At 70.8% G+C, this 20,065-nt stretch carries 21 protein-coding genes; 9 read left to right on the plus strand and 12 right to left on the minus strand.

Annotated features, from left to right (window positions below; genetic code table 11):
• Positions 1-44: 44 nt before the first annotated feature.
• Positions 45-278 carry a glutaredoxin family protein gene (locus tag ACQPYZ_RS32585; RefSeq protein ID WP_433162813.1) on the minus strand — a complete coding sequence of 78 codons (234 nt, stop codon included), beginning with the start codon at positions 276-278 and terminating at the stop codon, positions 45-47.
• Positions 275-1,714, minus strand: a complete 1,440-nt coding sequence (locus tag ACQPYZ_RS32590; RefSeq protein WP_433162814.1) for a class I adenylate-forming enzyme family protein — start codon at positions 1,712-1,714, stop codon at positions 275-277. The genes ACQPYZ_RS32585 and ACQPYZ_RS32590 overlap by 4 nt, the downstream gene beginning before the upstream one ends.
• 112 nt (positions 1,715-1,826) lie before the next feature.
• On the opposite strand from ACQPYZ_RS32590, the gene ACQPYZ_RS32595 reads away from it, so the two are divergent.
• The 3 genes from ACQPYZ_RS32595 (at position 1,827) to ACQPYZ_RS32605 (ending at position 4,601) form a co-directional block, all read left to right on the plus strand.
• Positions 1,827-2,708, plus strand: coding sequence for an HAD family hydrolase (locus ACQPYZ_RS32595; RefSeq protein WP_433162816.1), 882 nt, complete (start codon positions 1,827-1,829; stop codon positions 2,706-2,708).
• Between the two features lie 43 nt (positions 2,709-2,751).
• Positions 2,752-3,294 (plus strand): sigma-70 family RNA polymerase sigma factor, encoded by a 543-nt coding sequence (locus ACQPYZ_RS32600; RefSeq protein ID WP_041289570.1) that lies wholly within the window; start codon positions 2,752-2,754, stop codon positions 3,292-3,294.
• Positions 3,295-3,548: 254 nt separating this feature from the next.
• Entirely contained in the window at positions 3,549-4,601 is a 1,053-nt protein-coding gene (locus tag ACQPYZ_RS32605) for a DUF5667 domain-containing protein (RefSeq protein ID WP_433162817.1), read from the plus strand.
• 801 nt (positions 4,602-5,402) lie between these two features.
• Here ACQPYZ_RS32605 and ACQPYZ_RS32610 read toward each other — a convergent pair.
• From ACQPYZ_RS32610 to ACQPYZ_RS32620, 3 genes are all read right to left on the minus strand, one after another.
• Positions 5,403-6,560, minus strand: coding sequence for a lysophospholipid acyltransferase family protein (locus ACQPYZ_RS32610; protein ID WP_433162819.1), 1,158 nt, complete (start codon positions 6,558-6,560; stop codon positions 5,403-5,405).
• Positions 6,553-7,545: an NAD-dependent epimerase/dehydratase family protein gene (locus tag ACQPYZ_RS32615; protein ID WP_433169810.1), complete on the minus strand. Its 993-nt coding sequence runs from the start codon at positions 7,543-7,545 to the stop codon at positions 6,553-6,555. The genes ACQPYZ_RS32610 and ACQPYZ_RS32615 overlap by 8 nt, the downstream gene beginning before the upstream one ends.
• 91 nt (positions 7,546-7,636) lie before the next feature.
• Positions 7,637-7,738, minus strand: coding sequence for a 30S ribosomal protein bS22 (locus ACQPYZ_RS32620; protein ID WP_008356322.1), 102 nt, complete (start codon positions 7,736-7,738; stop codon positions 7,637-7,639).
• 111 nt (positions 7,739-7,849) lie between these two features.
• Here ACQPYZ_RS32620 and ACQPYZ_RS32625 point away from each other — a divergent pair, with 111 nt between their 5' ends.
• A complete protein-coding gene (locus ACQPYZ_RS32625) occupies positions 7,850-8,512 on the plus strand; it encodes a class I SAM-dependent methyltransferase (RefSeq protein WP_433162820.1) in 663 nt (220 codons plus the stop codon).
• Between the two features lie 30 nt (positions 8,513-8,542).
• Here ACQPYZ_RS32625 and ACQPYZ_RS32630 read toward each other — a convergent pair whose 3' ends face one another.
• Together ACQPYZ_RS32630 and ACQPYZ_RS32635 are read right to left on the minus strand one after the other, a co-directional pair.
• Positions 8,543-8,740 (minus strand): hypothetical protein, encoded by a 198-nt coding sequence (locus tag ACQPYZ_RS32630; protein ID WP_433162822.1) that lies wholly within the window; start codon positions 8,738-8,740, stop codon positions 8,543-8,545.
• Positions 8,741-8,853: 113 nt separating this feature from the next.
• On the minus strand, positions 8,854-10,686 hold the full coding sequence (locus ACQPYZ_RS32635; protein ID WP_433162824.1) for a BTAD domain-containing putative transcriptional regulator: 1,833 nt from the start codon (positions 10,684-10,686) through the stop codon (positions 8,854-8,856).
• A gap of 51 nt (positions 10,687-10,737) precedes the next feature.
• On the opposite strand from ACQPYZ_RS32635, the gene ACQPYZ_RS32640 reads away from it, so the two are divergent.
• Entirely contained in the window at positions 10,738-11,703 is a 966-nt protein-coding gene (locus ACQPYZ_RS32640) for an alpha/beta fold hydrolase (protein WP_433162825.1), read from the plus strand.
• A gap of 51 nt (positions 11,704-11,754) precedes the next feature.
• On the opposite strand, the gene ACQPYZ_RS32645 is transcribed toward ACQPYZ_RS32640, so the two are convergent.
• Together ACQPYZ_RS32645 and ACQPYZ_RS32650 are read right to left on the minus strand one after the other, a co-directional pair.
• Entirely contained in the window at positions 11,755-11,970 is a 216-nt protein-coding gene (locus ACQPYZ_RS32645; protein ID WP_132209923.1) for a helix-turn-helix domain-containing protein, read from the minus strand.
• Between the two features lie 118 nt (positions 11,971-12,088).
• Positions 12,089-13,264: an acetoin utilization protein AcuC gene (locus tag ACQPYZ_RS32650; protein WP_433162826.1), complete on the minus strand. Its 1,176-nt coding sequence runs from the start codon at positions 13,262-13,264 to the stop codon at positions 12,089-12,091.
• A gap of 127 nt (positions 13,265-13,391) precedes the next feature.
• On the opposite strand from ACQPYZ_RS32650, the gene ACQPYZ_RS32655 reads away from it, so the two are divergent.
• The 4 genes from ACQPYZ_RS32655 (at position 13,392) to ACQPYZ_RS32670 (ending at position 17,533) form a co-directional block, all read left to right on the plus strand.
• Positions 13,392-14,588 carry a GDSL-type esterase/lipase family protein gene (locus ACQPYZ_RS32655; protein WP_433162827.1) on the plus strand — a complete coding sequence of 399 codons (1,197 nt, stop codon included), beginning with the start codon at positions 13,392-13,394 and terminating at the stop codon, positions 14,586-14,588.
• A 374-nt stretch (positions 14,589-14,962) separates the two neighbouring features.
• Positions 14,963-15,640: a hypothetical protein gene (locus ACQPYZ_RS32660; RefSeq protein WP_433162829.1), complete on the plus strand. Its 678-nt coding sequence runs from the start codon at positions 14,963-14,965 to the stop codon at positions 15,638-15,640.
• A 181-nt stretch (positions 15,641-15,821) separates the two neighbouring features.
• Positions 15,822-16,790, plus strand: a complete 969-nt coding sequence (gene trpS, locus ACQPYZ_RS32665; RefSeq protein WP_433162830.1) for a tryptophan--tRNA ligase — start codon at positions 15,822-15,824, stop codon at positions 16,788-16,790.
• Positions 16,787-17,533, plus strand: a complete 747-nt coding sequence (locus tag ACQPYZ_RS32670) for an endonuclease/exonuclease/phosphatase family protein (protein ID WP_433162832.1) — start codon at positions 16,787-16,789, stop codon at positions 17,531-17,533. The genes trpS and ACQPYZ_RS32670 overlap by 4 nt, the downstream gene beginning before the upstream one ends.
• Positions 17,534-17,545: 12 nt before the next feature.
• Here the strand turns inward: ACQPYZ_RS32670 and ACQPYZ_RS32675 are convergent, their stop codons facing one another.
• The 3 genes from ACQPYZ_RS32675 to ACQPYZ_RS32685 all read right to left on the minus strand — a co-directional run bounded on the left by ACQPYZ_RS32675 (position 17,546) and on the right by ACQPYZ_RS32685 (position 20,033).
• Positions 17,546-18,163, minus strand: a complete 618-nt coding sequence (locus ACQPYZ_RS32675; protein WP_433162833.1) for a hypothetical protein — start codon at positions 18,161-18,163, stop codon at positions 17,546-17,548.
• A gap of 81 nt (positions 18,164-18,244) precedes the next feature.
• The gene (gene proC, locus ACQPYZ_RS32680) at positions 18,245-19,048 is read right to left on the minus strand and encodes a pyrroline-5-carboxylate reductase (protein ID WP_433162834.1); all 804 of its coding nucleotides are present in this window, start codon (positions 19,046-19,048) and stop codon (positions 18,245-18,247) included.
• Between the two features lie 55 nt (positions 19,049-19,103).
• Positions 19,104-20,033 (minus strand): proline dehydrogenase family protein, encoded by a 930-nt coding sequence (locus tag ACQPYZ_RS32685; RefSeq protein ID WP_433162835.1) that lies wholly within the window; start codon positions 20,031-20,033, stop codon positions 19,104-19,106.
• Between the last annotated feature and the right edge of the window lie 32 nt (positions 20,034-20,065).

Raw genomic sequence — 20,065 nt, forward strand, 5'->3', positions numbered from 1 at the left:
GACCGACTGCACTAAGAGTCGGGTCGGGGGATCACCAGACGCGACTACGTGAGCGCCATTCGGAGCCTGGCGGGGTCCACGCGCCAGAAATCGTGCTGCTTGCCGTCCACGAAGGTCACCGGGATCTGCTCGCCGTACTCGGTGAACAGCCGGTCATCCTGTGTGATGTCGACCTCGGACCAGTCGACGCCCAGCTCGGCACAGACCTGCTGGACGATCGCCCGGGCGTCGTCGCACAGGTGACAGCCGGGCTTCCCGTAGAGAGTGACGCGCGTCATTTCCGCAGTTGCCCCTTGGCGACCTTGCCGGTGACCGAGTGCGGCAGGTGGTCCACCACCGCGATCTCGACCGGACACTTGAACCGGGCCAGCCGCGTCCCGGCGTACTCCAGCACCGCGGCCGTGTCCACCGCCGCACCCGTCTCCGGGACGACGAACGCCTTCACCGCTTCCCCGGTCTCGTCGGACGGTACGCCGATGACGGCGGCCTCGCGGACACCGGGAGCGCCGACCAGGACCTCCTCGACCTCGCTCGGGAAGACGTTGAACCCGGACACGATGATCAGCTCGCGCAACCGGTCGACCAGGAACAGGTCGCCGTCGGCGTCCAGGAAGCCGACGTCACCGGTGCGGTACCAGCCGTCCTCGTCCGGGCCGTCGACCCCGTCCGGCCAGTAGCCCGAGAACAGGTTGCGGCCGCGGATCAGGATCTCGCCGGGGTCGTCGCCCTCGACGTCCTCGCCCTGCTCGTCGGCGATCCGCACCTCGACGTTCGGCAGCGGGCGGCCGACCGAGCCCGGTTTCGGGTTCTCCTCGCCGAGGGTCGTGGTGACGCCGGGGGACGCCTCGGTCAGGCCGTAGCCCTGGTGGACGAACTTCCCGGTCTCCCGCTCGAACCGGTCGGCCAGCGCCCGGTCGAGGGTGGACGCGCCGGTCAGGACGACCTTGACCGTCGCCAGCGCGTCCCGCAGGTCCGGCCGGGCGAGCAGGGCGGTCAGCGCCGGCGGGGCGAGCGGCAGGCGGGTCACGCCGTACCTGCTGATCAGGTCGAGGGTGTGGGTGGAGTCGAAGCGCGGCTCGATGACGAGGGTGGCGCCGCTCGCGACCGCCCAGCCGAGGACGGCGTTCAGGCCGAAGGCATGGAACATCGGCAACACGCCGAGGACGACGTCGTCGGGACCCATCCGGTCCTCGCCGAGGCCGGAGAGGTTCCGGACGTTCGCGGCCAGCGCGCGGTGCGACAGCATCGCCGCCCGCGGATCCCCGCTGGTTCCGGACGTGTAGAGCAGGACGGCCAGGGTCTCCGGGTCGAGCTGCGAAAGTAACGGAGCGTGACCTTCGAGCTCGCCGGCCCGGATCGTCCGGAGGCCCTCGATCTTGCCCGCGAGGTCGCCGTCGGCGACCGCCAGCCGGGCTCCGGAGTGCTCCACGACACTGCTGATCTCGCGCGCCGTCAGCCCGGTGTTCAGCGGTACGGCGACCAGGCCGGCCCGGAGAATCCCCAGGTAGGACGTGACGAACTCGACGCTGTTGGCGGACAGCAGGAGGACCCGGTACCCCGGCACCAGGCCGGCCGCGGCGAACCCCTGCGCGGTCCGCTCGACGGTCGCGTCGAGCTCGCGCCAGGTCAGCCGCCGATCACCGTCGACCAGCGCGAGACGTTCGCCGTGACGTTGCGCTGTGTCACGAAGAATGTCCGCGAAATTGAAGTTCACCAGGCGAGTCTGTCATGTGGGCGTGGTCACGGTACGCCCGCCCGCCGCCGCTGTGAGACGGTGACGGGCAGTAGGCGACAGACCGGGGTTCCGTGCCCTAAGGTCCTCATCCATGGGTGGGGGTTCGTCGCGCGATCTGCGCGCGAGATCGGTGCTCGCCGGGGAGGCCAGCGCCGCGGCGGCCGAGGTCGAGGCCGCGTTACGGACACGTCCGGTGCCGGACGCGGCCGCGTTCTTCGACGTGGACAACACGATGCTGCAGGGCGCCTCGATGTTCCATCTGGCCCGCGGGCTCTACCGCCGGAAGTTCTTCACCTCCGGCGAGATCGCGCAGAAAGCCTTTGCACAGTTGAGGTTCCGGCTCCAGGGCGAGACGCCGGACTCGGTCGCCAACGCCCGGGCGGCCGCGCTGACGTTCATCGCCGGCCACCGGGTCTCCGAGGTGCAACTGCTGGTCGAGGAGATCTTCGACGAGATCATGGCCGACCGGATCTGGCCCGGGACGCGGGCGCTGGCCCAGCAGCACCTGGACGCCGGCGAGCGGGTCTGGCTGGTGACGGCCGCTCCGGTGGAGGTCGCGAGGCTGCTCGCCAGGCGGCTGGGACTGACCGGCGCGCTCGGAACGGTTGCAGCGGAGCGTGACGGGATATATACAGGTGAACTCGTGGGCGACATCCTGCATGGCCCGGCCAAGGCAGAGGCCGTCCGCGCGCTTGCGGCGCACGAGGGGCTGGCCCTGGCCTCCTGTGCGGCGTACTCGGACTCGGTGAACGACCTGCCGATGCTCGAGCTGGTGGGGAATCCATGCGCGATCAACCCCGACAGCCGGCTGCGCCGCCACGCGGAAGTCGCCGGCTGGCGCATTCGTGACTATCGGACCGGACGGAAGGCGGCACGCCTCGGACTGTTGACAGCGGGTGTTTCAGGCATAACGCTCGGTGCTGTCTCAGCCGCTGTGGCCATTCGCGGATGTGTCAGAAGACGTGCCAGTTGAACGGGGAGAAATCTTGACCACGCCGGAGCCAAGCCCGGACGGGATGAGACGTGCGGAGCTCGTCGATCGCGCCCAGGCCGGGGACGTCGGTGCCTTCGGTGAGCTGTACGACGAGTACTCGCTCACCGTCTATCGCTACATCTACGCTCGGGTTTCGTCCTCGGCGCTCGCCGAGGACCTGACCAGCGAGACGTTCGTCCGGGCGCTGCGCGCGCTGGACTCGTTCCGCTGGCAGGGCCGCGACTTCGGCGCCTGGCTGGTGACGATCGCCCGGAACCTGATCACCGACCACTACAAGTCCGGCCGGGTCCGGCTCGAGGTGGTCACGGACGAGATCGAGACGCACGACCGGCAGACCGAGGGGCCGGAGGTCGACGTACTGGCCGCCGCCACCGCCGAGGTCCTGCGGGACGCCGTCGCGGCCTTGCCCGACGAACAACGCGACTGCCTGACGATGCGATTCTTCGCCGGTTTGTCGATCGCGGAAACGGCCAAGGCGCTGGAGAAGTCCGAAGGCGCCGTCAAGCAACTGCAACTGAGGGCCGTACGGCACTTGGCGAAGGTTATCCCCAAGGACTTGAGGTGAGGCGGATGACAACGAATGTCTTTCGTAACCCGTCAGTGAGTTTCCTCGTTCTCCTTCGTGAGGACCTGTCGGTAACCCCGACTGGCCATTGAGGAGAACGAGAACTCATGAGTGACCTACACAGGGCTCGAGCGCGCGCGGAGGCCTTCGCGCACGCCGTCGATCACGGGCCCCGTCACTCTTCGCGACTGAGCGATGACCCCGAGCTGATGGAAGCTGTGGAACTGGTCGGACGGCTGAGGACCGCCGGCGCAGTGGCACCGCGACCGGAGTTCAGTGCCGAGCTGCGGCACCGCCTGATGGAGCAGGCGGCGGCGCGAGCGGCCACGACCACTCCGACGATGGTGCGCAGTACTCCGGACGACTCGGACGACCCGCCGACCCGCGAGGACGTCGACGCGTCCGTGACAGATATCCGCCATCGTCACGGCCGGCGCATCCGGCTCGTGGCCAGTACCGCCGCGCTGGTCCTGCTCGGAGGTGGCATCGGTTCTGCCGCCGCCGCTCAGCAGGCGATGCCCGGCGACACCTTGTACGGGATGAAGCGCAGCATCGAGAACGTCTCCACCAACGTCAGCGTCGGGGACGACTCCCGGGGCCGGCGTGATCTCGAGCACGCGATGACCCGACTGTCCGAAGTCCAGGCGCTGGCCGATTCCGGCGGCGACGTGGGCACGATCAACGCCACCCTCGACGACTTCTCGGCGCAGGCCCGCAAGGGCGTGTCCCGGCTGGTCGCGTCGTACCAGCAGGACGGCGACGCGAGTTCGATCACGGCGGTCACGCAGTTCATCACCAGCGCCCGCCAGGCCCTTGGTGAGCTCGCGCCGAAGCTGCCGCCGGAGTCGCTGAAGTCCGCCGTCGAGGCGCTCGCCACCATCGAGCAGCTGGCCGGTCACACCACGGCCGCCTGCCCGAAGTGCGAGCAGCCGAAGCCGGCCAAGGGTGGTGGCAACCAGCCGGCCGCACCGAACAACACGACCGAGCCGAGCGCCACGGTCAAGGAGCCGAGCGCGGGTCCGTCCAGCAAACCGGCAACGGCCCCGAGCACCGCGCCGAGCGCGACGCCGACCAAGCCGGTGGACACGACCATCGTGGAGGAGTCGAACACTCCACCGCCGAGCCTGAAGACGCCCCCGAAGCCGGTCTCGTCGGGCACACCGACGTCGACGCCGACGGTCGTCCCCACCCTGCCCACGCCGAGCCAGACCTCCTGGCCCTGGCCGTTCCCGACCCTGTCCCTCCCGACAACGCCGATCATCAACCTCCCCGGCGTCATCGAAACCCTCCTCCCACCCTGGAAGTAAGGGACAGCAAACCCCCAGGAAGCCCGGCGCCCCGCGCCGGGCTTCCTGCTTTCCCCCACCCCACACGACATTTCCACCTGCGGCCGTCGCCCCGCCCCGCCCCGCCCCGCCCCGCCCGGGCCCGGTCCACCCAGCCCGCGTCGGACTCCCTACTTTCCCCCGCCCGAAGCACCACCGGCGGGCCCACGCCGCTTCCCGCCGTACGCCGCCCGCCTCGTACCCAGCACCCCCGCCCGACGTCGTACGCCGCGCCCCTCCCGCCGCGTCGAGCTTCCTGCTTCCCACCCTCCCGCGCGCATCCCCACGGGCCCTGCCGCCCCACGTCGCCCGCCCCACCACATCCGCCGGCGCCGCGCCCCGCCGTGCTGCCCCGCGCCCCGACGCCGGGCTGCCTGCTTCGCCGCCCTTCCCGCCGTGGCGCATCACCCACGAGCCGGCGCCGCCCCCGCCTCGGGCCGCGGTCCACACGCCCGCGCCCCGGTCCGCGGCCCCCCGGCCGGGCCTCGCTCGTCCGCATTTGATGGGTTAACCCATGAGGTTGTGGGTTCTCCACCCGGATTATCGGTGCACAACCGACCATTTCATGGGCCAACCCATGAAATGGTCGAGGGCGGGGCGAGCTCGGGCAGCAGGCGGGCCGGGCTGAGCCGGTCAGCGGCGGGCCGGGGCTGAACGCCGGGCCGGGGGTCGGGCCGTAGTTGGCGGGGCTGCGGCTGGCCGGGCTGGCGGTGGGCCGGGCTGGGGTGCGCCGGGCGGGAGGCGAGGACGGGGTCTGGGTCCGGGCTGGGGGGAGGCCGGGCGTTAGAAGAAGACGCTGCGGCGTTGGACTAGGAGGGTGTAGAGGGTTTGCTGGATGGTTTCGCGGACCTGGTCGGTGACGTTGAAGACGAGCATCGGGTCGTCGGCGGCGCCGTCGGGGAAGTCGTCGGTGCGGATCGGCTCGCCGAACTCGATCAGCCACTTCGACGGCAGCGGGATCAGGCCGAGCGGGCCGAGCAGCGGGAAGAAGGGGGTGATCGGGATGTACGGTACGCCGAGCAGCCGCGCGAGTGACGCCATGTTGCCGACCAGCGGGTAGATCTCCTCGGCGCCGACGATCGAGCACGGCACGATCGGTACGCCGGTCCGCATGGCCGCGCTGACGAAGCCGCCGCGGCCGAACCGCTGCAGCTTGTACCGCTCGCTGAACGGCTTCCCGATCCCCTTGAACCCTTCCGGCCAGACGCCGACCAGGTCGCCGCGGCCGAGCAGCCGCTCGGCGTCGTCGTTGCACGCCAGTGTCGCGCCGCCCTTGCGGGCCAGCTCGCCGACGAACGGCGTCTGGAACACCAGGTCGGCCGCGAGCGTCCGCAGCGGCCGGTGCGCGTGGTCCGCGACGATCAGCTGGGTGACCAGGCCGTCCAGCGGCATCGTGCCGGAGTGGTTCGCAACGATCAGCGCGCCGCCGTCGGACGGGATGTTGTCCACGCCGCGGACCTCGACCCGGAACCACTTCTCCGCCAGCGGCCGCAACATCGGCAGCAACACCTGGTCGGTGAGGTCGGCGTCGTACCCGAACTCGTCGACCGCGTACTCGCCGCTCAGCCGCCGGCGCATGAACGCGAGCCACTCCGCCACCCGGCGCTCGCCGTCCTCGCCGAACAACTCGCGGACGACCCGCTCCAGTCCGGCGAAGTCGAACGGCGGCGGACCTTCGACCAGCGGGATGTCCTCGAGGATCGGCTCGACCGGTACGTCGCCTGCGCCGTCCACCTGTTGTCCCGACGGGCCGCGAGTCGACGACCCCGACGTCGACGACCCCGGCGTCGAAGGCCCGGGCTTCGGCGGTCGGCCGGTCCTCGACGAGCGGTCGCGGGGTCCGGCAAGGGCGCGGGCTGCTGCGGACGGCGTCGTACGACGGCCGCTGCCACGACCCGGTCGCCCGCCGGAACCGATCGGGATCACTTCGGCGTCAGCCACGCAGGGCTCCCAGTCCGGCGCTGAGCAGGGCGGAGGCGTGAGAGGTGGCGCCCGGGCCGAGCGAGGCGCGGAAGTCGTCGAACGCGGTCGCGGTGGTGTACTTCGGCTCGAAGCCGAACTCGGTCCGCATCCGGGTGGTGTCCACCGCGCGGCCGTAGGTCAGGAACGTGATCTGGTCCGGCGAGAAGTCCGCGAGCCGGGCCCGGCGTACGGCGGCCGCCGTGGTCGACGCGGTGAACGGGGGCAGCCGCAGCGCCGGCCGGCCGAGCCGGCGGATCGCCTGGGACAGCGCAAGGATCCCGTCGCCGGCCAGGTTGAACGTGCCGGGCAGGTCGTCGACGGTGGCGTGATGGATCGCCTCGACGCCGTCGTCCTCGTGCAGGAACTGCAGGCGGGCGTCGTACCCGAAGATCGTGGGGATCACCGGCATGGAGAAGTACCGGGTGATCGGGGAGTCGGTCCGCGGACCGATCCAGTTCGCCATCCGGAGGGTGGAGACGCAGACGTCGGGGCGGCGCCGGGCGAAGCCGCGCACGTACCCCTCCACCTCGACCGCGTCCTTGCTCAGGCCGGTCTGGTGGATCGCCCGCGGCGCCATTTCCTCGGTGAACAGGGCCGGGTCGCGCGGGCCCGCGCCGTACACGGTGGTGGACGACTTGACCACCAGCTTGGCCACGCCGGGCGCCTTCTGGCAGGCGGCGAGCAGCTGCATGGTGCCGATGACGTTGATCTCCTTCATCGACGACCGGCCGCCCGCACTGCCCGGGGTCGCCACGACGCCGGTGTGGACGACCGTGTCGACGTCCTCGGCGGCGATCACCTTGGCGATCACGGGGTTGCGGATGTCGGCCCGGACGAACCGGACCCGGCCCAGCTCGGCCCGTGGCGGTACCACGTCGACGCCGAGCACCGTGCCGATCGACGGGTCGTCGGCCAGTCTGCGCGCACAGCGAGCACCGGCGTCCCGGGAGACGCCGGTCACCATCACCACCTGTGCCACGAGAGACCCCCAGCCAGACAGCAACCCCACGAAACGCCGCGCTGCCGTGCTTCCCGGCCGGCGCGGCGGGACCTGCTTACTTGCCGAGCTTGCGGCGCTGCACCCGCGTCTTCTTCAGCAGCTTGCGGTGCTTCTTCTTCGCCATACGCTTACGGCGCTTCTTGATTACGGAACCCACGTTGGACCTTCCAAACCTAAAGAGAACGTCGGCAAAGCTTACCCGTAGGTCACCGCCCCGACCTAAAGCGGGCGGCTGGGTAGGGTGGAGGCTCGACCTGGGGAGGTTGGGATGAGGGCTCGGTACGACGGTCTGGCCGAGTGGTACGAGGAGCGCTTCGTCGCCGGATCGGACACCCACCAACCGGGGCTGCTCGACCTCCTCGGCCCTGGATCCGGCCCCTGTCTGGACCTCGGCTGTGGCACCGGCCGCAACTTCGAGACCATCCGCGCGACCGGGCGCGGCGTCGTCGGCGTCGACTGCTCGCCGGACCAGCTCCGGGTCGCGCGGACGCGTACCGACGGACCGTTGATGGTTGCAGACGCTGCTCGGGTGCCGTTCGCCGACAGCTCGTTCGACACCGTGATGGCGATGTGGATCTCGACCGACGTGGACGATTTCGGGGCGGTACTGCGTGAGGCCGCGCGCGTGCTGCGGGTGGGCGGAGTGCTGGTGGTGTACGGCGTGCATCCGTGCTTCAACGGGCCGCATGTCGTGTACAACAGCGAGGACGGGAGCCGGTTGGTTCATCCGAGTTATCGGACTCCGGGATGGGCACAGGAGTCGCCGTGGTGGGCGGAGGACGGTGTCCGCCGGCGGGTCGGCATGCGCCACCTTCCACTCGCCGAGTACCTCAACGCCTTCCTCGCCACCGGCCTCACTCTCGAACACTTCGAGGAACCAGGCGGCTATGAGGTCCCCCACGCACTCGCCGTCCGAGCGCGCCGAGGCTAGCCACCGGGCCGATCAGGCCAGACGGCGGGCCTAGGCGGCGGTTTTGCGGACCGGGAGCTGGACGATCGGCTCGGTGAGGACGGCCAGGTGTGGACCGAGGGTGGTGCGGGTGACGGTGGACCGGTCGGACGGGGTCGCGGCGTAGGCGGCCGGGGTGAAGGCGACGGCGGCGAGGCCGAGGCCCGCGATGGTGCCGGCGGCAACGGTCTTGACGATCTTCATGCGCATCGGGTGCTCCTCAAAACCTGTGGCCGGGCCTTCCCCGGCGGCACCTCCATCCTGACCACCGCACATCAGCCTCCCCTGGGAACATCCTGGGAGCTTCCTGTGAGCCTCGATGCCTAGAGGTAGTCGCTGACCGGGCCGAGGGTCAGCAGACCTGAGCCGGCGGCGAGCTCGCCCGCGGCTGGTGCCAACGCGTGGCGGGCTCGGGTGAGCAGGGCGTCGTCGCCGAGCTCGCGCGCAACAAGCGCCGTCAGGCACCAGAGCGCCTCGAGCAGCAGCCCCGGCGGTGGCTCTGGTACGGCGGCCGAGACGGGACGGCCCCGCGACAGCAGGACCAGCGGGCGAACCCACGGCTCGTACGGGCCGTAGTCGACGTCCGCGAGCGGCCGACCGTGACGCAACGCATGAGCGGCGACGGCCAGCGGCACCAGCCCCTGCTGCAATCCAGGCATCCCGGCACCGTCGAGCAACGAGCCGGCCTGCTCATAGGCATCCACGGTGTCCACCCGGAGGGCGCGGTACCAGGCCGTGAAGACACCCACCAGCGGAAGCTCGTGCCGGGCCGCCAGTGCATCAGCAGCGCTCGAATGCTCGTCGGCAACCGCATACTCACCCAACGCGCAGCACGCCTGCAGCCGGATCAGATGACCCAGCACCTCGTAGGTCGCCAGCCCGTGCCGCGCCGACAGCTCGACCAGTTCCGCACCCAGCGCATCGCGCCGGGACGCCAGCCCTGCGCGCCGACACGACTGCATGAACACCCCGTTGAGCGCGAACGCGAGCACCGCCGGATCGTCCAGCCCGCGAGCGATCTCCTCCGCCTCCCGAGCCGCCTGCCCGGCCCGGCGGTCCCGCGACCCGCGCGACTCCAACGCGATCGTGGCAAGGAGCCGAGCCCGCATCGACGGATGCTCCTGCGTCCGCAGGGCCCGCTCCGCCGAGGCCACGATCGCGGTGCCCTGCGCCTCGTCGTCCGACCGCGTCCAGATCGCTGGTACGTCGTACGCGCCGATCACCCGGGCAGTCAGGTCGGCGTCACCGAGCTCCTCGGCCGCCATGACTGCTGCCAACCGATGGCGGCGCGCTGCCTCGAGCCCACCGCCGCCCGTCACCGCGAGACTGCGCAGCAGGCCGACCGTCGACTCCAGCCGTGCTCGCGCGCCGGCACCCACAGTCCGGTCGTACTCCGCGGCCGCCTCCTCCCACACGCGTCCGGCCGACACGGGGTCCAAGTGCTCGGCCTGGTTGAGGATGTCGGTCTCCAGCCGACTCAACGCAGTCCCCGGATCCACACCGAGCTGGTCGATCAGCATGGCGCGCGCACGACGCAGTACCGCCAACGCGTCGCCTTGCCGACCAGTCCGGTAGAGCGCGAGCGCCAGCAGCCGCCAGGCCTCCTCGCGCCAGGGATGCTCGGTCACATGCGCGTCCAACTCGGGCACAGCCTCAGCCGCCAACCCGAGCGCGAGCCGCGCCTCCGCCTGCCGCTCAACCGCTTGCAGCCGCAGCTCGGTCAGTCGTGCGCGCTCCGACTGCGCCCAGTCCTCGTCGGCGAAGTCGGCGTACGCCGGACCGCGCCACAACGCCAGCCCCTTCGACAGCTCAGGCAACCCGCCGGCCGCGACCGCCCGCTCGAACCGCCACGCGTCCACCGCCTCCGTGCGCAACGCGTACCCGGGCCCTTCGGTCACCAGCAACCGGGCCGGCGACCGTGGCGCTCGGTCCGGCTCGAGCGCCCGCCGCAGTGACGCGACGAACGTCCGTACGGCGCTCAGCGCGCCGTCGGGCGGGTCGATCCACAGATCGTCGACCAGCCGGCTCGCCGGGACGACGCGGCCCCGGGCGACGATCAGCCGGGCCAGCACCGCCCGGTGCCGCGGACCCTTCAGAGCGATCGGCCGCCCGGCGTCGTCCCAGGCCGCCACCGGCCCGAGCACCCCGAGTTCCACCCGCTCACCGTACTCATCCAGTGCTCATCCGCGCGCGCAAGGCTGATCACCATGAACATCAACGGGTTCGACTACCGCCGCGTCCCCGGCGTCGACGGCATCTCGCTGAACGTCGCCGTCGCCGGCTCCGGTCCGCCGATCGTCCTGCTGCACGGCTTCCCGCAGACGCACCTGATGTGGCGGCACGTGGCCACCGACCTGGCGGCCGACCACACCGTCATCTGCCCCGACCTCCGCGGGTACGGCGCCAGCGACAAGCCAACCGCCGACGGTGGGCACGACGCCAGCGACAAGCCGACCGCTGACGATGGGTACGCCGCCAACGACAAGCCGGCCGACGACGCGAACGGGACGACGACCGGCACCTACGCGAAGCGGACGATGGCCGCCGACGTCGTCGCGGTCGCCCGCGCATTGGGCCACGAGAAGTTCGCTCTGGTCGGCCACGACCGCGGTGCCCTGGTCGCCTTCCGGGCCGGCCTCGACCACCCGGACGTGATCACGCACCTGATGTGCCTCGACGTGCTGCCGACGCTGGACATGTGGGACGTGATGCACGGGACCAGCGCGGCCGTCGGCTTCCACCTGTACCTGATGGCGCAGCCACCCGGCCTGGCCGAGACGATGATCGCCGCCGCCGCGGACACCTTCTTCGGCCACTTCCTGACGCTCTGGGCGAACGACGACGTCGCGATCCCGGCCGACGTCCGGGCGGCGTACCTGGACGCCTGCCGGGACGCCGTTCCGTCGATCGTCGCGGACTACCGGGCCTCGGCCACGATCGACGTCGCGCACGACCGGGAGGATCTTGCTGCGGGCAACAAGCTGACGATGCCGGTGAGCGTGATCCAGCAGGACTGGGGTGCCGCCCTGGGTTTCGACGCCGCCGCATTGTGGCGTGCCTGGGCGAAGGACCTCGACCACCGGACGACGTCCGCCGGCCACTTCATGGCCGAGGAGTCTCCCGCCGAGATCACCGCCGCGATCAGGGCCCTGCTGACCAGGGCCAGGCAGTAGACACGGCGAGGCGGCCGGTCCCGGAGGACCCGGCCGCCTCGTCTCTCGTGGTTATCCGGCTTGAAAGTAGGCGCCCTTGAGGTAGTCGTGCACGGCGTCCTCCGACACCCGGAACGACCGGCCGACCCGCACCGCGGGCAGCTCTCCGGAGTGCACCAACCGGTACACCGTCATCTTGGACACGCGCATGGCCGTGGCGACCTCCGCCACGGTCAGGAACTTCACCTCGGCGAGCGGCTGCTCACCACCGGACTTCTTTGATGCCATTGCGCACCGCACTTCCAGCACGGATCGTGCGCCGGCTTCCCCTCCGGCACCTCCGTCCGCGCATGTCACGAGCGTAGTGGCTGTTGGTACGAATGGGAAAGGGGGTGTCTCGTGTGACTCAGTACGACGGGTCGAGCCCGAGCAGCGGGAAGCTGACGTCGCGGGTCGCCTTGATCGAGCGGTCCAGCCACGTGTCCGGGTTGTAACCGCCCGACCAGTCCTCGTACGCCGCGTCCCGGCCGTCCGTCATCCGCAGCGGCGCGGTCCGGGCGTACCGGATCCGGATGTCCTCGCGCCACGACTCCGGCACCGGGGTCTGCGGGTCGATCGGGTGACCGGCCACGATCGCGAGCAGGTGACTCCAGGCCCGCGGGACGACGTCGATGATCGCGTAGCCGCCACCGCCGGTGGCCACCCACTTGCCGTCCGCGACCTCGTGGGCGAGGTCGTGCAGCGCCAGGTACGCCGCGCGCTGGCCGTCGACCGTCTTCGTCAGGTGCGCCAGCGGATCCTCGACGTGCGAGTCACACCCGTGCTGGGTGACCAGGACCGACGGACGGAACGCCCGGACCACGTCCGGCACGATCGCGTGGAACGCCCGCAGCCAGCCGGCGTCCCCCGTCCCCGGCGGGAGCGGGATGTTGACCGCCGTACCCTCCGCACCCGGTCCGCCGGTCTCCGCCGCACTCCCGGTCCCGGGGAACAGCGTCGTGGGCGACTCGTGCAGGCTCACGGTCAGCACCCGCGGGTCGTCGTAGAACACGGTCTGTACGCCGTCCCCGTGGTGGACGTCGACGTCGACGTACGCGACCCGCTCGGCGCCGTGGTCGAGCAGCCACCGGATCGCGATCGCGGGATCGTTGTAGACGCAGAACCCGCTGGCCGCGGACGGCATCGCGTGGTGCAGGCCGCCGATGATGTTGGCCGCGTGCAGCACGTCGCCCTCCCAGACCGCGCGGGCGGCCTCGACCGAGGCGCCGACGACGTGCGCGGAGGCGTCGTGCATGTTCGGGAAGCAGTACGTGTCCTCGGTGCCGAGGCCGTGCTCCAGGTCCGGCTCGTCGGGGTCGGCCCCCGCCCGCTTGACCGCCGCGATGTACTCGGGGGTGTGCACGGTCCCGAGCAGCGCGTCGTCGGCGACCGGCGCCGGCACGACCTTCAACTGGTCGAGGACGCCGAGCGCCCGGGCCAGCCGGACCGTCAGGTCCACCCGGATCGGGCTCATCGGGTGCCCATGGCCGAAGTCGTACGCCGTCAGACCCTCGTCGAACACCAGCATTGCCTCACCACTCATGCCCCGACCCTAGCCCCCTCGGAAAGTTGGCACCGGTTGACGAAGGCTTCGGGGTCGGTCGAAAGGATTGCCCGTGGCCACGGACGGAACTGACGATCGGGTGGTCCGCCCGGTGAAGGAGAACCGCATGCGAGCGTCCGTCCGCGCCCTGCCCGTCCTGCTCAGCGCCGCCGCGCTGGCGTTCACCCTCGGCCCCGGCACACCGTCCGGCCCGGCCACGCCCAGCTCGAAGGCATCCACCCTGGCCGCGTCCGCCCCAGCCGCGTCCACCCAGGACGCGTCCACGCCGGCTGCCGACGGGCCCGCCGTACCGCTGGAGCGGGAGCGGCCGACGAGGATCATGCCGCTGGGCGACTCGATCACGGCCGGGCACGACGCGGCGAAGGGCGGTTACCGGACCGACCTGTATCAACTGCTGGCGGCGGACGGGCGGCCGATCGACTTCGTCGGCTCGGTGGCCTCCGGGTCGGCGGCGCTCGCGGACAAGGACAACGAGGGCCACGGCGGTTGGACGATCGGGATGGTCCAGGACAAGGTGGCCGGCTGGCTGACCACCTACACCCCGGACGTCGTCACGATCCAACTCGGCACGAACGACATGTACAACGACGCCTCCGCCGGCGCGGCACCCGGCCGGCTGTCCACGCTCCTGGACACCATCGCGACCACCCTGCCGGCCGCACGGATCTTCGTCAGCAGCATCCCGCCGATCAACGACCCGAACCACTACAGCCGGGTGAACGCCTTCAACGCCACGATCCCCGGCCTGGTCGCCACGAAGGTTGCCGCTGGCAAGCAGATCGCGTTCGTCGACACGAACCCGTCGTTCTCGAACCCGTTCGACCTGACGGACGCGCTGCATCCCAACTACGGTGCGCTGTCCAAGGCCGCGACCAGGTGGTACGGCGCTCTGACCGGCGTACCGCTGACCCGGCTCGAGGCCGAACAGTCGGCGAACGCGACCGTCGTCCACGCCCGGCGGACCCAGATCACCTCGGCCTCGGGCGGGGCGAAGATCGGCTACATCGACTACGCCGACAGCTCGGTCACGTTCACGTTCCAGGTGCCGGCCGCCGGCACGTACCGGATCCGCGCCCGTGGGGCCAACGGCACCGGCAGCACCTGCACCCACCAGGTCTCGGCCAACAACGGGCCGCAGGCAACTATCACGTACCCGTCCTACGGCTGGGCCCTGCTGGCGGTCGCGAGCGTCGACCTCCCGCTCACCGCCGGCCCCAACACAGTCAAGTTCACCAAGGGCGTCTGCTACGCCGAACTGGACGCGATCGACCTCAGCCCGGTGCCCTCGGCTACCGGGAGCTGAGCGGCCGCAGACAGGGAAGCGGGCGGCGCAGCACCCCTCCTGGGCCGCGCCGGCCGCTTCCGCAGGGATCGGATCCAGCTGACAGCTGTCGGCTGACCCAGTCGCGCACAGCCCCGTCCGCCGACGAGGTGACCAGGTCGATCGAATGGCTACTAATCGAAATGGCTACTGGGAGTCACTGGCCCTGCGAACGGTCTATCGCGAGAAGCCTGCAAGGCGTTACAGGATTTGCAGGAACCTGCAAACCGGGCACCGGACTTGCGCTGAGTAGCCGGTTGGCCTCACAGTTCCCTCCCGTGAGGAAGACCGTGAGCTCGCTGAGACCGAATCGACGACAGATCTTCACGGCGGGGGCCGCGGTAGCCGCTTCCACCGTGGCCGTGCCACTGGCGACCACCACCGAGGCCGCGGCGGCCGGCGGCGGGCCGTACGGCTCCGGCGTACTGGGGCCGTGGAGCGACAAGACCAAGGCGATCTCGACCGCCGCGCAGATCCAGCGGACGCGGGACACCAACGGGGTGTTCATGTTCGGCGACAGCATCTCCGTCCAGGACGGCAAGTCGCTGGCGATCCGGCTGCTGAACCGCGACAACAGCCAGCTGGCCGTGCACAACTGGGCCAGCCGGCCCACCGTCGGCGCGGTCGACGCGCTCCAGCAGTGGGCGTCGACGTACGGCCTGCCGCGGCGGATCCTGATGGCGAGCGGCTCGAACGACATCTTCGACCCGCCGAAGTTCGCCGCGCAGGTCGACCGGGCGATCAGCATCGTCGGCCCGAACCGGACGCTGTTCTGGGTCAACCTCCAGGTCGTCCGCACGAGCGTGCCCGCGACGACGCAGCTCGCCGACCAGCGCAACAGCTCGTGGCTGAACATGCAGCTGTACGACGCCCAGGAGAAGCACCCGAACCTGCGCATCATCCGCTGGGCCGAGTGGCTCTGGGTCAAGCCGTACCGCCTGGTCAACTACCTCCGCGACGGCGTGCACCCGACCGTGCCGCTCGGCCAGGACGCCCGCAACGAGCTGATCGTCCAGTCGCTCGTCCAGCGATAACCAGGCTGGCGCGGGCTCCCGCGCTCCGGCTACCCTGGTCGCGTGAACACGAACGTGCAAATGTGGTGGGCCGCCTAGGGCGGTCCCCCCAGCGTGTTCGCACGCATCCACGAGGCCGCCTCGCCGAGGCGGCCTCTTTCATGCCCTCGGTGGGGCCTCCACACACCGAAAGGGCATTCCCATGACCTCGCTTTCCGGCATCACCCCGTCCGGCCGGCTGACGCTCGGCAACCACCTCGGCGCGCTCCGCCGGTTCACCGACCCCGACGGGTACTACTTCGTCGCGAACCTGCACGCGATGACGACCAGGCACGACCCCCGAAGACTCGCCGCGCTCACCCGGGAGATCGCGACGCTGATGCTCGCCGCCGGCGTCCCCGAAGGGACCGTCTTCGTCCAGTCCGACGTGCCCGCGCACGCCCAGCTCGCGTACCTGCTGGAGTGCACGTCGTACGTCGGCGAGCTGTCCCGGATGATCCAGTACAAGGAGAAGGGCCGGGGCCGGCCGATGACCCGCGCATCGCTGTTCACCTATCCGTGTCTGATGGCCGCCGACATCCTGCTGTACGGCACCGAGCAGGTCCCGGTCGGCGGCGACCAGGACCAGCACGTCGAGCTCGCCCGGGACGTGGCGATCCGGTTCAACCGCGAGTACGGCGAGACGTTCGTCGTACCGCGGCTGGCGAAGGCGGCGTTCGCGATGCGGATCAAGGACCTGGCCGATCCGGTCGCGAAGATGAGCAAGTCCGACTCCGACGACGCGATCGGCACGATCCGCCTGCTCGACCCGCCGGACGTCATCCGCCGGCAGATCATGCGCGCGGTCACCGACTCCGGGAACGAGGTCCGGCACGACGAGGCGAACCAGCCGGGAGTGACCAACCTGCTGGAGATCCTGGCCGCCTGCACCGAGGGCGACCCGGTCCGGCTGGCGCAGTCCTACTCGTCGTACGGCGCGCTGAAGCAGGACGTCGCGGACGCGGTGCTGGCGGTGATCGAGCCGCTGCAGAAGGAGTACGCGCGGCTGGCGACCGACCCGGGAGCGGTCGACGACCTGCTGGCCAAGGGCCGCGACCGGGCGATCGAGGCGAGCACACCCCGACTCCAGGCGGCGGTCCGGGCGATGGGTTTGGCAGGATCGGCGCCATGAAGCTCCGCGCCGCCACGTTCAACATCCGCAACTCGTCCGCGCCGGACGGCGACAACGCCTGGCCGGTCCGGCGGGACGCGGCGGTGGCGGCGATCGAGCACCTCGACGCGGACGTGGTCGGGCTGCAGGAAGTGCTGCCCGACCAGCTCGAGTACCTGCGCTGGCGGTTCCCGCGGTACGAGGTCGTCGGCGTCGGCCGGGACGACGGCATGAGTGCCGGCGAGCACTCCGTCGTCCTGGTCCGGCCGGGCGACTGGAAGGTCGACAAGCACGAGACCCGGTGGCTGTCCGACGACCCCGGTACGCCGGGATCGGTCGGCTGGGACGCGGACCTGACCCGGATCGCCACGCTGGTCTGGCTACGCCACCGCAACGGTACGACGGTCGGCGTCGCGAACACGCACTACGACCACGCCGGCGAGGTCGCGCAACTGCAGTCGTCGCGGCTGATCGCCCGCTGGATCGCCGGCGCGCTGCCGTGGATCGTGCTCGGCGACCTGAACGCGACGCCGGACTCGCCGCCGTTGAAGGCGTTGACGGCCGCCGGGCTGCGGAACGCCGTACCGGCCGACGCAGGTGGCAGCTGGCACGACTTCACCGGCGCCGAGGACGACGACCGCATCGACCACATCCTGGTGACCGAGGAATGGCGCGTGCTCGAGGGGTCCGTGTCCCACTTCCGCCCGGGCGGTCGGCTGCCGAGTGACCACTGGCCGGTGGTCGCGACTTTGGAGCTCGGCTAGAACCTCTGCGGGTCAGACGATGTGCCAGCGCATCAGGAAGGCGCCGACGGACAGCGTCAGGTAGACGAGCACGAAGAGGGTGCCGATGCCGGGGCGGTGGTGATGGCGGCGGACCGGGTTGCTCGCGGCCTGCCGGCGGAGGGCCTCCATGACGGCGGCCACCTCGGCGACGCGGTGTTTGGGGATGCCGTTGATCTCGTTCTCGTCCTGGCCGCGGGTGAGCACGACGTTGTCGTCGCCGACCTCGATCCGGTCGACGTCCTGCCAGGCCAGGCTGCGGATCAGCATGCTGGTGCGCGCCTTCAGCGCGGTCGGGGTCAGCACCACCCGGTAGAGGACGACACCGCCGGCCACCCGGACGACCGAGGCGCCGATGACGATCAGCAGGCCGACGGCGAGCATGTCGCGGGCGCCCATCCAGAGCCAGGAGTTCAGCGCCGGCACGGCGACGAACGGGGTGACGAACAGCGCCCAGGCCCACCACGGCGCCGGATCCAGCGGAACCCGCCACGGCAGCGCGGGCACCTGCGCGGCGGCCGGCACCTGCGCGGGGGCGTTCACTTGCGCGGCGGCCGGCTCCGGGGCAGGGCTGACTTGCTCGGGGCTCGCCTGCTCCGAACGATTACGCATGGGCGGGACCATAGTCGACTCATCCCTTGAACACGGCAGGGAACTGCGGCGACAACAATAACGACCACCGCGGTCGAGGTGTTATTCGGCGGCGAGCGCCCTCGACCGGTTGCGGGCCGCCTCGATCGCGGACAGGAACGCGGCCCGGACCTTGTGGTCCTCGAGCTCCCGGACGGCGGCCGCCGTCGTCCCGCCCGGGGACGTCACGCGCTCCCGCAGTACGGTCGGGTGCTCACCGGTCTCCCGCAGCAGCTTCGCGGAGCCGACGACGGTCTGGACGACGAGCTCGGTCGCCGTACCCCGCGGCAGCCCCATGTGGACGCCGGCCTCGATCATCGACTCGACCACGAAGAACAGGTACGCCGGACCGGAACCGGAGATCGCGGTCACCGCGTCCTGCTGTTTCTCCGGCACGCGCAGCACCCGGCCGGTCGCCGCGAGCAGGCTTTCGGCCAACTCGAGGTGGCTCTCGTCGCAGTGCGCGCCGCGGGAGATCGCCGCCATCCCCTCGTCCACCAGGGCCGGCGTGTTCGGCATCACCCGGACCACGGCGACGCCCTCCGGCAGGCGGGACTCGATGAACCCGGTGGTCACCCCGGCCGCCATCGACACCACGGTCTGCGAGGCGTCGACCGCCGGGGCGATCTCGCTCAGCAGGTCCGGCATGTCCTGCGGCTTCACCACCAGGACGAGGGTCTCCGCCTTCGCGGCCGCGTCCACGTTGGACACGACGTCGACGCCGTACCGCTCGCGCAGCTCGGCGGCACGCTCCTCCCGACGCTCGGTGATCAGGAGCTCCTCCGGTCGCCGTCCGGCCCGAATCAGCCCGGACAACAACGTCTCCCCCATCACACCGGCCCCGAGAATGGCCACCTGACTAGTCATGCCTTCAGGTTACTGATGGCGGTCGCCGGGGTGCCGGTGGCGCCCACCAGGCGGTCTACTTCTTGCTGATCAGGGAGCGGGCGAAGAACTGGAGGTTGGCGGGGCGCTCGGCGAGGCGGCGGACCAGGTAGCCGTACCAGTCCTCGCCGTACGGGATGTAGACGCGCACGGTGTGGCCCTGCGAGGCCAGCCGGAGCTGCTCCTCGGGGCGGATGCCGAAGAGCATCTGGTACTCGAAGCTGCCCGGGCGGCGGTTGGCGCGGTCGGCGAGCGAGCCGGCGATCGCGATCAGCCGCGGGTCGTGGGAGGCGATCATCGGGTAGCCGGCGCCGTTCATCAGGATCTTCGTCGCCCGGACGTACGCCTTGTCGACCGCCCGCTTGTCCTGGAACGCGACCGACTCCGGCTCCTTGTACGCGCCCTTGCACAGCCGGACCCGGGAGCCCGCGTGCGCGAGGTCGCGGCAGTCGGCCTCCGTCCGGCGCAGGTACGCCTGCAACACCGCGCCGGTCTCCGGGAAGTCCTGGCGCAGCTCGCGCAGGATGTTCAGCGTGGAGTCCGTGGTGGTGTGGTCCTCCATGTCGAGGGTGACCGTCGTCCCGGCGTTGCGGGCCGCGTGGCAGATGGTCCGCGCGTGCTCCAGCGCGATCTTCTCGCCGTCGCCGGGCAGCGCCTGGCCGACCGCGGACAGCTTCACCGAGACCTCGGCGTTCTTGGTCAGGCCGGCCTCGGACAGCTGCCGGAGCAGCTCGAGGTACGCGTCCGCGGTGGCGGTCGCGGCGGCCAGGTCGGTGACGTCCTCACCGAGGTGGTCGAGGGTGACGTACAGGCCGTTGCTGACCAGCTTCTCGGTGGCCAGCACGGCCTCCGGCGCGGTCTCGCCGGCCACGAACCGCGCGACGATGCCACTGGACACCGGAAGTGACGACACGGCCTTCTTCATCTGGGGGCTGCGGGACATGCCCAGCAGGACTCGCCGAAGCACTACGTGTTCCTCCTCATCACCCACCCGGCCCC

Source organism: Kribbella sp. CA-247076, assembly GCF_050942445.1.
Lineage (GTDB): Bacteria > Actinomycetota > Actinomycetes > Propionibacteriales > Kribbellaceae > Kribbella.

Bases quoted from the DNA above. Each gene is read 5' to 3' on its own strand.
- ACQPYZ_RS32615 (WP_433169810.1), bottom strand. From the start codon at position 7,545: ATGGTGACCGGCGTCTCCCGGGACGCCGGTGCTCGCTGTGCGCGCAGA.
- ACQPYZ_RS32655 (WP_433162827.1), top strand. From the start codon at position 13,392: ATGCGAGCGTCCGTCCGCGCCCTGCCCGTCCTGCTCAGCGCCGCCGCG.
- proC (WP_433162834.1), bottom strand. From the start codon at position 19,048: ATGACTAGTCAGGTGGCCATTCTCGGGGCCGGTGTGATGGGGGAGACG.
- ACQPYZ_RS32600 (WP_041289570.1), top strand. From the start codon at position 2,752: ATGAGACGTGCGGAGCTCGTCGATCGCGCCCAGGCCGGGGACGTCGGT.
- ACQPYZ_RS32675 (WP_433162833.1), bottom strand. From the start codon at position 18,163: ATGCGTAATCGTTCGGAGCAGGCGAGCCCCGAGCAAGTCAGCCCTGCC.
- ACQPYZ_RS32625 (WP_433162820.1), top strand. From the start codon at position 7,850: ATGAGGGCTCGGTACGACGGTCTGGCCGAGTGGTACGAGGAGCGCTTC.
- ACQPYZ_RS32645 (WP_132209923.1), bottom strand. From the start codon at position 11,970: ATGGCATCAAAGAAGTCCGGTGGTGAGCAGCCGCTCGCCGAGGTGAAG.
- ACQPYZ_RS32670 (WP_433162832.1), top strand. From the start codon at position 16,787: ATGAAGCTCCGCGCCGCCACGTTCAACATCCGCAACTCGTCCGCGCCG.
- ACQPYZ_RS32650 (WP_433162826.1), bottom strand. From the start codon at position 13,264: ATGAGTGGTGAGGCAATGCTGGTGTTCGACGAGGGTCTGACGGCGTAC.
- trpS (WP_433162830.1), top strand. From the start codon at position 15,822: ATGACCTCGCTTTCCGGCATCACCCCGTCCGGCCGGCTGACGCTCGGC.
- ACQPYZ_RS32640 (WP_433162825.1), top strand. From the start codon at position 10,738: ATGAACATCAACGGGTTCGACTACCGCCGCGTCCCCGGCGTCGACGGC.
- ACQPYZ_RS32585 (WP_433162813.1), bottom strand. From the start codon at position 278: ATGACGCGCGTCACTCTCTACGGGAAGCCCGGCTGTCACCTGTGCGAC.
- ACQPYZ_RS32630 (WP_433162822.1), bottom strand. From the start codon at position 8,740: ATGCGCATGAAGATCGTCAAGACCGTTGCCGCCGGCACCATCGCGGGC.
- ACQPYZ_RS32595 (WP_433162816.1), top strand. From the start codon at position 1,827: ATGGGTGGGGGTTCGTCGCGCGATCTGCGCGCGAGATCGGTGCTCGCC.